This window comes from Sinomonas cellulolyticus (assembly GCF_014656475.1).
Classification (GTDB): Bacteria; Actinomycetota; Actinomycetes; order Actinomycetales; family Micrococcaceae; genus Sinomonas; species Sinomonas cellulolyticus.
The window spans coordinates 36,484-50,058 of record NZ_BNCM01000008.1; the positions used below are offsets into that span (position 1 = coordinate 36,484).

Annotated in this window: 14 protein-coding genes; 12 read left to right on the plus strand and 2 right to left on the minus strand. The window is 71.5% G+C overall.

Translation table 11 applies throughout. The features are described 5' to 3' along the window. Positions 1 to 8 precede the first annotated feature (8 nt). The 11 genes from IE231_RS11500 to idi are packed head-to-tail and all read left to right on the plus strand — an operon-like array spanning position 9 to position 10,922. Positions 9 to 1,154: an acyl-CoA dehydrogenase family protein gene (locus IE231_RS11500; RefSeq protein WP_189694116.1), complete on the plus strand. Its 1,146-nt coding sequence runs from the start codon at positions 9 to 11 to the stop codon at positions 1,152 to 1,154. A 46-nt stretch (positions 1,155 to 1,200) separates the two neighbouring features. Then, complete coding sequence (locus IE231_RS11505; RefSeq protein WP_189694117.1) at positions 1,201 to 1,947, plus strand: SDR family NAD(P)-dependent oxidoreductase; 747 nt, start codon at positions 1,201 to 1,203, stop codon at positions 1,945 to 1,947. 40 nt (positions 1,948 to 1,987) lie between these two features. Beyond that, a complete protein-coding gene (locus IE231_RS11510) occupies positions 1,988 to 3,649 on the plus strand; it encodes an AMP-binding protein (protein ID WP_229866778.1) in 1,662 nt (553 codons plus the stop codon). Beyond that, positions 3,646 to 4,869: an acyl-CoA dehydrogenase family protein gene (locus IE231_RS11515; RefSeq protein ID WP_189694118.1), complete on the plus strand. Its 1,224-nt coding sequence runs from the start codon at positions 3,646 to 3,648 to the stop codon at positions 4,867 to 4,869. Before IE231_RS11510 ends, IE231_RS11515 begins: the two co-directional genes overlap by 4 nt. Before the next feature lie 2 nt (positions 4,870 to 4,871). Next, the gene (locus IE231_RS11520) at positions 4,872 to 5,666 is read left to right on the plus strand and encodes an enoyl-CoA hydratase/isomerase family protein (RefSeq protein ID WP_189694119.1); all 795 of its coding nucleotides are present in this window, start codon (positions 4,872 to 4,874) and stop codon (positions 5,664 to 5,666) included. Between the two features lie 2 nt (positions 5,667 to 5,668). After that, a complete protein-coding gene (locus IE231_RS11525; RefSeq protein WP_189694120.1) occupies positions 5,669 to 6,526 on the plus strand; it encodes a 3-hydroxyacyl-CoA dehydrogenase family protein in 858 nt (285 codons plus the stop codon). Continuing rightward, positions 6,519 to 7,790 carry an acyl-CoA dehydrogenase family protein gene (locus tag IE231_RS11530; RefSeq protein WP_189694121.1) on the plus strand — a complete coding sequence of 424 codons (1,272 nt, stop codon included), beginning with the start codon at positions 6,519 to 6,521 and terminating at the stop codon, positions 7,788 to 7,790. Before IE231_RS11525 ends, IE231_RS11530 begins: the two co-directional genes overlap by 8 nt. Next, positions 7,790 to 8,560, plus strand: a complete 771-nt coding sequence (locus IE231_RS11535; RefSeq protein ID WP_189694122.1) for an SDR family NAD(P)-dependent oxidoreductase — start codon at positions 7,790 to 7,792, stop codon at positions 8,558 to 8,560. Before IE231_RS11530 ends, IE231_RS11535 begins: the two co-directional genes overlap by 1 nt. A 57-nt stretch (positions 8,561 to 8,617) precedes the next feature. Next, a complete protein-coding gene (locus IE231_RS11540) occupies positions 8,618 to 9,043 on the plus strand; it encodes a MaoC family dehydratase (RefSeq protein WP_189694123.1) in 426 nt (141 codons plus the stop codon). Positions 9,044 to 9,087: 44 nt separating this feature from the next. Next, positions 9,088 to 10,401: a uracil-xanthine permease family protein gene (locus IE231_RS11545; protein WP_189694124.1), complete on the plus strand. Its 1,314-nt coding sequence runs from the start codon at positions 9,088 to 9,090 to the stop codon at positions 10,399 to 10,401. Next, the gene (gene idi, locus IE231_RS11550; protein ID WP_189694125.1) at positions 10,398 to 10,922 is read left to right on the plus strand and encodes an isopentenyl-diphosphate Delta-isomerase; all 525 of its coding nucleotides are present in this window, start codon (positions 10,398 to 10,400) and stop codon (positions 10,920 to 10,922) included. The genes IE231_RS11545 and idi overlap by 4 nt, the downstream gene beginning before the upstream one ends. 45 nt (positions 10,923 to 10,967) lie before the next feature. Here idi and IE231_RS11555 read toward each other — a convergent pair whose 3' ends face one another. Beyond that, entirely contained in the window at positions 10,968 to 12,083 is a 1,116-nt protein-coding gene (locus IE231_RS11555) for a glycerate kinase (RefSeq protein ID WP_189694126.1), read from the minus strand. Between the two features lie 53 nt (positions 12,084 to 12,136). Between IE231_RS11555 and IE231_RS11560 the strand changes: the two genes are divergently transcribed. Then, positions 12,137 to 12,727: a TMEM175 family protein gene (locus IE231_RS11560; RefSeq protein WP_189694127.1), complete on the plus strand. Its 591-nt coding sequence runs from the start codon at positions 12,137 to 12,139 to the stop codon at positions 12,725 to 12,727. 34 nt (positions 12,728 to 12,761) lie between these two features. Here the strand turns inward: IE231_RS11560 and IE231_RS11565 are convergent, their stop codons facing one another. Further along, entirely contained in the window at positions 12,762 to 13,535 is a 774-nt protein-coding gene (locus tag IE231_RS11565) for a glycerophosphodiester phosphodiesterase family protein (protein WP_189694200.1), read from the minus strand. Positions 13,536 to 13,575: the final 40 nt, after the last annotated feature.

Consider the following 13,575-nt stretch of genomic DNA (forward strand, 5'->3'; position numbering starts at 1 on the left):
GGGCCACCATGGACTTCACCTTCACCGAATCCCAGCAGCAGTTCGTCAAGGAAGCCCGGGAGGTCGCGGCGCAGATCACGCCCGGCTACAAGCACCGCGAGGCCGAGCGCCGCATCGAGCCGGAAGTGCGCCGCGAGATGGGCGCCCGGGGGCTGATCGCGCCGGAGCTCCCGGAGGAGCTCGGAGGCCGCGGAGAGCAGCGCCTCACCTCGGGCCTCATCACCGAGGAGATCGCCCGGGGCGACTTCAACGTGGCCTACGTCCAGGTGGTCGGCTCCCTCGTGGGCCAGATCCTCGCAGCCAACGCGGCGCCCGAGGTGGCGGCCAGGTACGTGCCGCGGATCACGAGCGGCGAGGGGATCGTGGCGATCGGGCTCTCCGAGCCCAACGCGGGCTCCGACGCCGGCAGCCCCTCCCTCACCGCACGGAGGGAGCGCGGCGGATGGGTCCTCAACGGGACCAAGTCCATGTCCTTCGCCCTCCAGGCGGACGCGGCGGTGGTCTTCGCCAAGACAGACCACGGGCAGGGCCGCGGGCGCGGGATCAGCGCCTTCGTCACCGACCTGCACGCCGACGGCGTCGAGCTCGAGGCCGTCGACGACATGGGCACCAAGGCCGTGACGCGGGGCTTCGCCCACTACACCGACGCGTGGATCCCTGACGAGAACCTCCTCGGCGCCGAGGGGCAGGGCTTCACCCAGGTCATGCAGGGGTTCGACTTCTCCCGCGCGCTCATCGGCCTGCAGTGCATCGGAACCGCCGCGGTGACCCTCGAGGAGACGTGGGAGTACACGAAGGACCGCGTCGCCTTCGACAAGCCGCTCAGCACGTTCCAGGGCGTGGCGTTCCCGCTCGCCGAGAGCGAGACCATGCTGGCCGCGGCCCGGCTCCTGTGCCACCTGACGCTCTGGCTCAAGGACAACGGCCTGCCCCACACGGCCCAGGCCGCCATGTGCAAGTGGTGGGCGCCCAAGACCGCCTACGACGTCATCAACTCGTGCCTCCTCCTGCACGGCCAGTTCGGCTACCGCACGGACAAGCCGATCGAACAGCGCCTCCGGGACGTGCTCGGCCTGCAGATCGGAGACGGAACCGCGCAGATCATGAAGATGATCATCGCCAGGAACATCGCCGGCCGCGCCTACGCGCCCTGAGCGCTCAGCCCTGAGCCCATTTCTGAGCCCATTTCAAAGGAGAACCATGGGAAAGCTCGAGAACAAGATCGCGATCGTCACGGGCGGTGCCTCCGGCATCGGCAAGGGCATCGCCACCAAGCTAGCCGCTGAGGGGGCGACCGTCGTCGTCAGCGACCTCAACGAGACCGCCGCGAAGGAGACCGCCGCCGGGCTGGGCAATCGCTCGATCGGCGTGCGCACCGACGTGACGTCGCGCGAGTCGGTGGACGAGATGATCCGGGCAGTGCAGGCCGAGTTCGGGCACATCGACGTGCTCGTGAACAACGCCGGGTGGGACAAGGTGGGCCCCTTCGTGGACAGCGAGGTCGCGGACTGGGACCGCGTCGTTGCGATCAACCTCTACGGGACGCTCCATTGCAGCCAGGCGTTCCTGCGGGCAGTCGAGGGCCAGGAGCGGGCGGCGATCGTGAACATCGCGTCCGACGCCGGCCGGGTCGGCTCCTCGGGCGAGGCCGTCTACTCGGCGGCGAAGGGCGGCATCATCTCGTTCAGCAAGACCCTCGCCCGGGAGACCGCGCGCCAGGGCTTCTCCGTGAACTGCGTCTGCCCGGGACCCGCCGACACCCCGCTCTTCGCGGCGATCAGCGCCGACAACCCCAAGCTCCGCACCGCGCTCGAGAAGTCCATCCCGCTGCGCCGTCTCGCCCAGCCCGAGGACCTCGCCAACGCCGTCGCGTTCCTCGCCTCGGACGAGGCCGCCTACATCACCGGCCAGACCCTCTCGGTCTCCGGCGGACTCACGATGGCGTGAGCCGCACCCCTTGCCGCCACTAGCCGAACGGACCCCCATCATGAGCTCGCCCTTCGAGATGCTCCCGCTCCCGGAGAACGCGCCGGACTTCCGGACCAACGGGTACTGGAAGAACCGTCTCCTCCTCGACTACTTCGACGACGCTGTCGCCGCACACCCCGACAAGGTCGCCTCGATCGACGCCGCAGGCACCACGACGTACCGCGAGATGGCGGCCGAGGTCGAGGCCATCGCCGCCGGCCTGCTCGCCCTCGGGATCGAGGCCGGGGACACCGTGTCCATCCAGCTTCCCAACCGTCACGAGTGGATCGTGGCGCACCTCGCCGCCGAGCGGGTGGGCGCCGTGACGAACGCGCTCATCCCGATCTACCGCGACCGCGAGATCGAGTACATGGCCGCCAAGGCCCGCACCAAGGCCATCTTCATCCCTGACACGTTCCGGAACTTCGACTATGCGGCGATGATCGACCGGCTGCGGCCGTCGCTGCCCGAGCTGCGCCACGCCGTCGTGCTCGGAACGGCGGCACCCGGGCGGGAGGGGTTCATCACCTGGGCCGACCTCGCCTCCCGCGGCCGCGAGCGCGGGATCACGGCGACCGAGGCCGCCGCACGGCGTCCCGATCCGGACGACCTCGCGCTCATCATGTTCACGTCCGGCACCACCGGGCGGCCGAAGGGCGCCATGCACAGCCACAACACCGTGCTCTCGGGCGCCCTCCCGTGGCCGGACAGGCTCGGCATGGACAGCGACACGGTGGTCCACATGGCCTCGACCTTCGGGCACCTCACCGGCTACCTGTTCGGCGTCGCCCTGCCCATCATGCTCGGCGGGAGCGGCGTGTTCCAGGAAGTCTGGAACGCCGAGGAGTTCGTGGAGCTCGTCGAGCGGCACCGCATCCAGCACACCTCGGGCGCCACGCCGTTCCTCCAGGACATCCTCGACGCCCCGAACCTCGCCCAGCACGACGTCTCGAGCCTCGCCCGGTTCTGCTGCATGGGCGCCCCCATCCCGCGGGCCGTGCTGCATGCGGCCAAGGAGAAGCTGCCGAGCCTGAACGTGTTCGGCGGGTGGGGCCAGACCGAGTGCTGCCTCGTGACCATGGGCAGCCCGGCGGACCCGATCGAGAAGGTCCTCGACTCGGACGGGCGGGTGCTCCCCGGCATGGAGCTGCGCATCGTCGACTACGACGGCACCGTCGTCCCCGCGGGGAGCGAGGGCCGGATCCAGGTCCGCGGGTCCTTCCTGTTCCGCGGGTACCTCGAGCAGCTCGACGCAACCCGCAACGAGTTCGACGGCGACTGGTTCGACACGGGCGACCTCGGCACCCAGGACGAGGACTCGTACGTGCGCCTCGCGGGCCGCACGAAGGACATCATCATGCGCGGCGGCGAGAACGTCCCCGTGGCGTATGTCGAGAACGTCCTCTACGAGCACCCGCGCATCGCCGCCGTGGCCCTCGTCGCGGTGCCCCACCCGCGCCTCCAGGAGATCGGCGGAGCAGTGGTCCAGCTCAAGGACTCCGCGCCGTTCACGCTCGACGACCTCAAGGCCTTCCTCGAGTCCAAGGGCCTCGCGAAGCCGTACTGGCCCGAGGTGCTCAAGGTCGTCCCCGACCTGCCGCGCACCCCGAGCGGGAAGATCCAGAAGTTCAAGATCCGGCAGGAGCTGTCGGAGGAGTACAGCCAGGAGGCGAAGGCGTGACCACCACGACCATTCCGGGCTCGGTCTTCGGACCCGCCGACCTCACAGGCCTCGACGGCCAGCTCAGCGCCGAGGAGCGCGACCTCGCCCTCGCGGTCCGCAGCCTCGTCGACGAGCACATCCGCCCGAACATCGCCGGCTGGTACGAGCGGGCCGTGTTCCCCCGCGAGATCATCCCCGAGCTCGCGAAGCTCGGCCTCCTCGGCATGCACCTGCAGGGCTACGGCTGCGCCGGGCGCTCCGCGGTCATGTACGGGCTTGCGGCGTCGGAGCTCGAGGCCGGCGACTCCGGCCTGCGCACGTTCGTCTCCGTGCAGGGCTCCCTCGCCATGGCCGCGATCCACAAGCACGGTTCCGAGGAGCAGAAGCAGCGCTGGCTCCCCGAGATGGCGGCGGGCCGCGCCGTCGGCTGCTTCGGCCTGACGGAGCCGACGGCGGGCTCGGACCCCGCCTCGATGCGCACCACGGCCGTGCAGCAGCCGGGCGGGGACTGGGTGCTCAACGGCGCGAAGCGGTGGATCGGCCTCGCGACCATCGCCGACGTGGCGGTCATCTGGGCCCAGACGGGCGAGCACGGGGACGCGAGGGGGGTGCGCGGGTTCGTGGTCCCCACGGACACGCCGGGCTTCCGCGCCACGGCGATCGAGCCCAAGCTCTCCATGCGGGCCTCGGTGCAGTGCGACATCACGCTCGAGGACGTCCGCCTCCCGGCGGACGCCGTCCTGCCCGCGGACAGCGCGATCGGCCTCAAGGGACCGTTCGCGTGCCTGAACGAGGCCCGCTACGGGATCATCTGGGGCGTCATGGGTGCCGCGAGGGACAGCTTCGAGGAAGTGCTCCGCTACAGCAGCGAGCGCACCCAGTTCGGGACGCCGCTCGCCAGCTTCCAGCTGACCCAGGCCAAGCTCGCGGACATGGCCGTGGAGATCACCAAGGGCTACCTGCTCGCGCTCCAGATCGGCCGCGCCAAGGACGCCGGGACCCTCAACCCGACGATGATCTCCGTGGGCAAGCTCAACAACTGCCGCGAGGCCATCAAGATCGCCCGGGACGCGCGCGAGATGCTCGGCGGGAATGGCATCACCCTCGACTACTCCCCGCTCCGGCACGCCAACAACCTCGAATCCGTGCGGACCTATGAGGGCACGGACGAGGTCCATCAGCTCATCCTCGGCCGCGCGCTCACGGGCATCGGGGCCTTCCAGGCGGCGGGGAGGTAGGCGTGGAGACGACGTTCGAGACCATCACCACAGCGGTCAGCCGGGCCGGGAGCGGCACGGTCGGCACGATCACGGTCAACCGCCCCGAGGTCCGCAACGCGCTTTCGAAGACGGTCCTCGCCGAGATCGCGGCAGTCCTGGACGCGTGGGAGGACGACGACGCCGTGGGCGCGGTCGTGTTCACCGGCGCGGGCGAGAAGGCCTTCGTGGCCGGCGCGGACATCGGCCAGCTCGCGGGCTACGACCTCGCGTACGGCCTGGCAGCGCACATGCAGAAGCTCTTCGACCGCATCGAGGACTACCCCAAGCCCACCATCGCGGCGATCAACGGCGTGGCCATGGGCGGCGGCCTCGAGCTCGCCATGAGCTGCGACATCCGCATCACGGCCGACGGCGCGAAGATGGGCCTGCCCGAGGCCACCCTCGGCGTCCTCCCGGGCGCCGGAGGGACCCAGCGGCTCACGCGGCTCGTGGGCACGGGCCGCGCCGTCGAGATGATCCTCACGAGCCGGGCCCTGACGGCAGCCGAGGCCGAGCGCTACGGGCTCGTCACCGCCGTCGTGCCCCGCGACCAGCTCGAGGCGACCGCCGCCACCACCGCCGCGACCATCCTCTCGAAGGGCCCGCTCGCGGTGCGGCTGGGAAAGATGGTGATCCGCCAGGGCGCCGAGGCTGACCAGAAGACGGGCCTCCTGCTCGAGCGGCTCGCCCAGACCCTGCTCTACACGACCGAGGACAAGGCGGAGGGCGCCGCGGCGTTCCTGGCCAAGCGCCAGCCGGAATTCGCGGGGCGGTGACCATGGACGTGCAGAGGATCCTCGTGGTCGGGTCCGGGGCGATGGGCCGGCAGATCGGCATGGCTGCGGCCGTGGCGGGATTCACGACGGCGGTACGGGACGTCAGTGCCGACGCCGCCGCGGCCGCCGAGGCGGACATGCGGCGCTGGCTCGACGGCCGCGTCGCGAAGGGCCGCCTCGCCGAGGCCGACGCAGCGGACGCGTGGGAGCGCCTGACGTTCACGACCGACCTGGCGGCCGCGGCGGCTGAAGCGGACCTCGTGATCGAGGCCGCGACCGAGCGCCTCGACGTCAAGCGGTCCATCTTCGCCGAGCTCGACGCGCTGACCCCCGCCCGCGCGATCCTCGCCACGAACTCCTCGACCCTGGCCTCCTCGACCGTGGCGGACGCGACGGGCCGGCCCGAGAAGGTCTGCAACATGCACTTCTTCAACCCGGCCCTCGTCATGAAGGCCGTCGAGATCGTGCGGAACCCGCACACCTCGGACGAGACCGTCGAGACGGTCGCCGCGGTGGCGCGCGCGATGGGCAAGTCCCCCGTGCTGCTCGCCAAGGAGATCCCCGGGTTCGTGGCCAACCGGCTCATGGGGGCCGTGCGGGACGAGGCGCTGGCCCTGTACGCTGCCGGCGTCGCCTCGGTGGAGGACATCGACACCGCGGCGAAGGATGCGCTCGGCTACCCCATGGGCCCGTTCGAGCTCATGGACCTCGTGGGGCTCGACGTCACCTACCTCATCCGCCGGGCCGCCTACGAGCAGACCGGGGACGAGAAGGACCTCCCGCACCCGCTCATCACCGCCAAGTACGAGGCCGGCGAGTTCGGCCGCAAGACAGGGAAGGGCTGGTACACGTATGAGTGAGCTGCTCGACGCCGGGCCCGGGACCGGCTTCGCCGAGACCGACGAGTACCTCGCGGCGCTCCGCGAGCGCCTCACCGTCCCCCGGGACACCGACTACCTGCTCCTCGCCGACGGCCTCCCCGACGAGGCCGCGGATGCCCGCGCCCGCATGCGCGCGTTCGTGGACGCGAAGGTCCTGCCCGTGATCAACGGCTACTGGGAGCGGGCCGAGTTCCCCTGGGAGATCCTTCCGGACCTCGCGGCGACCGGCCTCGTGGGCGGGGTGATCCGCGGGCACGGCGCCGCGGGGCTCTCGCGCCTCGCCGCGGGCCTCACCACCGCGGAGCTCGCGCGCGGCGACGGGTCCGTCAACACCTTCCTCGGCGTCCAGGCCAACCTGACCATGGGCACCATCAGCCTCCTCGGCTCCGACGAGCAGAAGGACCGCTGGCTGCCGGGCATGGTACGGCTGGAGAGGATCGGGGCGTTCGCGCTCACGGAGCCGCGGCACGGGTCCGACTCCGCCCAGCTCGAGACGACCGCGCGGCGCGATGGGGACTCGTGGATCATCAACGGCGCGAAGCGGTGGATCGGCAACGGCTCGATGGCCCACCTCGTGGTGATCTGGGCCCGCGACGAGGCCGACGGCGAGGTCAAGGCGTTCGTCATGGAGCGCGAGGACCCGCGCAACCCGGAGAGCATGCCCGAGGGCTTCGCCGCCCGCACGATCGACGGGAAGGTCGGCAAGCGCGCCATCCTCCAGGCGGACCTCGCGTTCGAGAACCTGCGGGTCCCCGAGGAGAACCGGCTCCCGCATGCGAACAGCTTCCGCGACACGTCCCGCGTGCTCGCCACGACCCGCGGCGGCGCGAGCTGGGAGGCCCTCGGCCACGGGATCGCGTGCTTCGAGGCCGCCGTGGCGTACACGGAGGTCCGCGAGCAGTTCGGCCACCCGATCGCCAACTACCAGCTCGTCCAGGCCACGCTTGCCTCCATGCTCTCGGAGCTCACGGCGATGCAGCTCCTCTGCTTCCGCATGGCCGAGCTCCAGGAGGCCGGCACGTGGAGCGGGACGATGGCCTCGATCGCCAAGATGCACACCTCCAACAAGGCGCGCGCCATTGCCCAGCAGGCCCGTGACCTCCTGGGCGGCAACGGACTGCTCCTCGACTTCCACGTGGCCCGGCACCTCACCGACATGGAGGTGGTCCACACGTACGAGGGGACGGAGTTCATCCAGTCGCTGCTCATCGGGCGCAAGGTCACGGGGAGGTCGGCGTTCTGATGGGCAGCTTCGACGGCCGCCGCGTCCTGCTCGTGGGGACGGGCGGGATCGGTGCGGCGGTCGCCGAGCGGCTCGCCGCGGAGGGCGCACGCGTGTTCGGCACCTACCGCTCGGACGACGCCGGCGCGGCGGCCCTCGGCGCGAGGCTCCCCGCGGGTGCATGGGCGGGCTGCGCCCAGCTCGACGCCGCTGACCCGCAGTCGGCGCACGACGTCGCCGGGCCGGGAGGGCTCGCGGCCTCGGCCCTCGGGGGGATCGACACCCTCGTGGTCACCGCCGGGCACCGCCACCCCCTCGCACCCCTGACGGCCACGGCCCCGGACGTCCTCGAGGACATTGTGCGGACCGAACTCCTCGGCCCCCTGCTCGTCGTCCGCTCCGTGCTGCCGGGCATGCTCGAGGCCGGCTTCGGCAGGATCGTCCTCGTGGGATCCGACAGCGGCAAGGCGGGCACCCTCGGCGACGCCGCGTCGTCGTCCGCCCGGGCCGGGCTGCACGGGCTCGCGCGCGCCGTGGCCCGCGAGACCGCCCGCGCGGACGTGACCGTCAACGTCGTCTCCCCCGGCCCCACCGACACGGGCCTCCTCGCAGGGATGCTCGCTGCGGACGGCCTCACGGGAAAGGTCATGGCCGGGACGGTGAAGGCCGTCCCGAAGGGCCGGACCGCGCGGCCCGAGGAGATCGCTGCGGCGGTCGCGTACCTCGCATCGGCGGATGCCGGCTTCACCACCGGACAGGTGCTCTCGGTCTCCGGCGGCCTCACGATGTAGCGCCCCTTCACCATGCAGCACCCCAGCCCTCAGACCGCCCACCCTCCGGAGAGGCCCATGGACAGCGCACCCTTCGACCCGGCCCAGGTGACGACCTTCCGCAAGACCGTCACGGAGACCGACCTCGTGCTCTTCGCCGGCATCACCGGCGACTTCGCGAGCAACCACACCGACGAGGAGTACATGCGCGGCACGCCGTTCGGCACCCGGCAGGTCCACGGCGCCCTCCTCGTCGGGTTCATGTCCGCCGTCACCGCGCGGGCCCTCGAGCACGCCCGGCCCGAGGGGCTCACGCCGGTGTCCCTCGGCTACGACAGGATCAGGTTCGTCCGTCCCGTGTTCCCGGGACAGACGCTCGCGCTCAGCTTCGAGTGGAAGGACTACGACGCGGACGCACTGCGCGGCGCGGGCGACGTCGAGCTGCGTGCGGACGGCGAGGTGGCCGCCGTCGCGCGTCACGTGGTGAAGTGGGTGCGGGGATAAAATATCCCCCGACATCCCCGCACCCCACGCTCGGAAGGCGCCCGATGAGCCTGCTCGGAACCAGATGGACCCTCCACGGGGACGGCCGCTCCGTCCGTCCGGGCGAGGTCGTGGCGCCGCAGGAGCGGCTCGCGTGGCCGATCACGGTCGGCGTGGGCCTCCAGCACGTCGTGGCGATGTTCGGGGCGACGTTCCTCGTGCCGATCCTCACGCACATGCCCCCCGCGACGACGCTGTTCTTCTCGGGCATCGGCACGCTCCTGTTCCTCGTCATCACGCGGGGGCGCGTACCGAGCTATCTGGGCTCCTCGTTCGCGTTCATCGCCCCGATCCTCGCCTCGCAGCAGCAGTTCGGCGTCGCCGGGGCGCTCGGCGGCGTGGTGGTGGCCGGCGTCGTGCTCGCGGTGGTCGGCGCCGTGGTGCAGGCGTTCGGTGCACACTGGATCAACGTCGTGATGCCGCCGGTCGTGACCGGCGCGATCGTGGCACTCATCGGCCTCAACCTCGCCCCCGCGGCGAAGCAGAACTTCGACGCCGCGCCCGTCACGGCGCTCGTGACGCTGCTGGCGATCATCCTCGTCTCGGTGCTGTTCCGCGGCATCGTGGGGCGGCTGAGCATCCTCATCGGCGTGGTGGTCGGGTACGTCGTGGCGGTGTGGCGCGGGGAGGTGGACTTCTCGAAGGTCGACGCGGCGGCGTGGATCGGGTTCCCGCACTTCCAGACGCCCTCGTTCCACCTCGGGGTGCTCGGCCTGTTCGTTCCCGTGGTGCTCGTGCTGGTCGCGGAGAACGTGGGCCACGTGAAGAGCGTGGCGGCAATGACCGGGCAGAACCTCGACGACATGGCCGGGCGGGCCCTCATGGCCGACGGCGCGGCGACCGTCCTGGCCGGAATCGGCGGCGGCTCGGGCACCACGACCTACGCGGAGAACATCGGCGTCATGGCCGCCACGCGCGTGTACTCGACGGCGGCGTACTGGGTGGCCGGCATCGCGGCGCTGCTGCTGAGCTTCTCGCCCAAGTTCGGCGAGCTCATCGCGACCGTCCCGGCGGGTGTGCTCGGCGGCGCCGCGACGATGCTCTACGGCATGATCGGCGTGCTCGGAGTGAAGATCTGGGTGCAGAACCGGGTCAACTTCTCCAACCCGGTGAACATCACCACGGCGGCGGTGGCGCTGATCGTGGGCATCGCAGACTACACGTGGAAGATCGGCGACCTCGGCTTCGCCGGGATCGCGCTCGGATCGGCCGCCGCGCTCGTGATCTACCACGGCATGACGGCCCTTGCCCGCTGGCGCGGGACGGCGACCGACGACGCTGTGGAACCCATGGCCTCGGCCCGGGGGGAGCGCGCATGAGCGAGGAACTGGTCCAGCTCGTGGCCGAGGACGGCACACCCCTCGGCACGGCGCCGAAAGCCACCGTCCACAGCGAGCACACCCCGCTCCACCTGGCCTTCTCCTGCCACGTCTACGGCCCCGACGGCCGGGTGCTCGTGACGCGGCGCGCCCTGTCGAAGAAGACGTGGCCCGGCGTGTGGTCCAACGCGTTCTGCGGTCACCCCACGCCGGGAGAGGCGTTCGACGACGCGATCCGCCGGCGCGCCGAGCAGGAGCTGGGGCTCTCGCTCACCTCGATCGAGCCGGTCCTGCCCGACTTCCGCTACCGGGCCGTGGACGCCTCCGGCATCGTGGAGTTCGAGATCTGCCCCGTGTTCCGGGCGGTCGCCGACGGCGACCCGAACCCGAACCCGGAGGAGGTCTCCGAGTGGGCCTGGTCGGATCCGGGTGAGTTCCGGGGGGCCGTCGCCGCGGCCCCATATGCCTTCAGCCCGTGGCTCGTCATGCAGCTCGACGCGCTCGCGGCCCAGGGCCGCTAGCCCGCCCGGCCCCCAATCCGGGGGTCGCCTGCCGGCCACCCGGGGTCAGGCGCCCGCGAGGAGCTCCGCGACCGCGCGCCGGACATACTCGGCGGCGTGGACGATCGCGTCCGCAGGGGTCGGCGCGAGGTCAACGAGCGCTCCTGCCGCCTCAATCCCGTGCTCGGCCAGCTCTTCAGGTTCGGCAAGGATCTGCCCCGCCACCGCCACCACCGGGATGCCGCGGTCCCGCGCGCGGTCGGCCAGTGCGATCGGGGCTTTCCCCGTGAGCGACTGCCCGTCGAGGGACCCCTCCCCCGTGATCACGAGGTCCGCGCCGGCGAGGCGGTCCTCAAGGCCGACCATCTCCGCGACGAGTGCGAACCCACTCTCGAGCGTGGCGTCGGTGAAGGCGAGGAACCCGGCCGGGAAGCCGCCGGCCGCGCCGGCGCCAGGCACGTCGACGTCGCGTCCCGTCGCCTCGGCGAGGACCTTCGCCCACGTGCGCAGGCCGGCGTCGAGCCTCTCCACCGTCTCCTGGTCGGCGCCCTTCTGCGGGCCGAAGATGTGCGCAGCGCCGTCGGGGCCGACCAGGGGGTTGCGCACGTCCACCGCGATGCGCAGTCGCGCAGCGGCGAGGCGCGGATCCAGGGCAGAGACGTCCACGGCCGCCACCTCGGCCAGCGCGGCGCCCCCCAAGGGCACCACGTTCCCGTGGGCGTCGAGGGGCCGCAGCCCGAGCGCCCGGAGGGCGCCCGAGCCGCCGTCGGTCATCGCGGAGCCGCCGAGCCCCAGCACGATCTCCCTGGCCCCGGCGTCGAGGGCGGCGGCGATGAGCTGGCCGGCGCCATAGGAGTGCGCTCTGCCGGCCGTCTCCGCGTCCGGCTCCGAACCGAGCGCCGCCAAGCCCGAGGACTGGGCCGTCTCGATGACCGCCGTCGTGCCCCGCAGCGCCCACGCCGCACCGACCGGCTTGATGAGCGGGCCGGTCACGGCGCGGATGCGCTCCTCGAAGCCAGCGGCGACGGCGGCCTCAAGCGTTCCCTCGCCACCATCGGCGATCGGAGCCTGCACTGCCTCCGCGTCGGGATAGATGGCCAGAGCACCCTCCGCCATGGCGACGGCGGCCTGTGCGGCAGTCAGCGAGCCCTTGAATTTGTCCGGTGCGATGAGGATGCGCATTCCCCCATCGTGCCAGCAGGCGCCGACAGAACTGGCCCTGACAGAATGTCCCCGTGGAGACCAACCGCGTGGAGGCGTTCAGCGACGGCGTGCTCGCCATCGCGATCACCATCATGGTCCTCGAGCTCAAGACCCCGGAGACCCCGGACCTGCACGGCCTCACGGCGGTCCTGCCCACCCTGCTGACGTACGTGCTGAGCTTCGTGTACATCGGCATCTATTGGACCAATCACCACCACCTCATGCACCTGACGCAGCGGGTGGACGGTGCCGCACTGTGGGCCAACCTCAACCTGCTGTTCTGGCTCTCGGTAGTGCCCTTCACGACGCGCTGGATGGACGAGAGCAGCGTCGCCGAGCTGCCGGTGCTCGTCTATGGAATCAACCTGCTCGCCGCCGCGGTCTCCTACACCATCCTGCAGAGGCGCCTCATCCGGATCCAGGGCGCCCAGAGCCGCCTGGCCCGCGCGATCAGCAACGACGCCAAAGGCAAGTGGTCCATGGGCCTGTACGTGGCGGGCTGCGCGGGCGCGTTCCTGTCGGTGTGGATCAGCGTGGCCGCGTATGTGGCGGTGGCGGCGCTGTGGATCATCCCCGACCGGCGGATCGAGCGCGCGGTTGCCGCGGGCAACGACCCCGCCTGAGAGCGGTGCCGGAGAGCAACCTCGGGCCGGAGGCTCAGAGGCCCGGCGGCCACTCCCCGCGCCCCTCGAGCACGGAGCGCAGCACGTCCGCCCGGTCGGTCACAAGCCCGTCGACGCCGAGGTCGAGTAGCCGTTCCATGTCCGCGGGCTCGTTCACGGTCCACACGTGCACCTGCAGGCCCAGACGGTGCGCCCGCGCCAGGAACTGGGCAGTGACGACCCGCAGTCCGCGGTACCGCTCGGGCACCTGCAGCGCCTGCACGTCCCGCAGCGACTGGGCGAGCGCCACGTCCGGGACGGCTCCGAGGAGGCGGAAGGCGGCGGCCGTCGCCACCCCTGCCGACGACGCGACGGGCCGTGACAGGCGCTCGAGCACCCCGCGGCGTCGTGCGTCGGAGAACGAGGTGACGAGGACGCGCTCGTGGAGCCCCATCCTCTCGATCACCTCGGCGAAGGGCACGACGGCGGCGGCCTCCTTGACGTCCACGTTGAAGAACGTGTCGGGCAGCTCTTCCGCCACCTCGGAGAACAGGGGGATGCGTTCGGCGCCTCCCGCGGGACCGCCGACATCTCCCCCGGCTCCGCCGACCCGGGCGGCGGCCACCTGCGCCCAGTCCAGGTGGGCGAGCAGGCCGGTGCGGTCGGTGACGCGGTCGAGCCGGTCGTCGTGGAAGGCGACTACTTCGCCGTCGCGCGTGGCGCGCACGTCGGTTTCGAGATGCGTGAAGCCGAGGTCGCGTGCGGCGCGGAAGGCGGTAAGCGTGTTCTCGAGGCCGCCGAGCGAGAAGCCGCGGTGCGCGAAGGCCATGGGTGCCGAGTGGAGGAACGCCACGCGCCCACGTTACCGC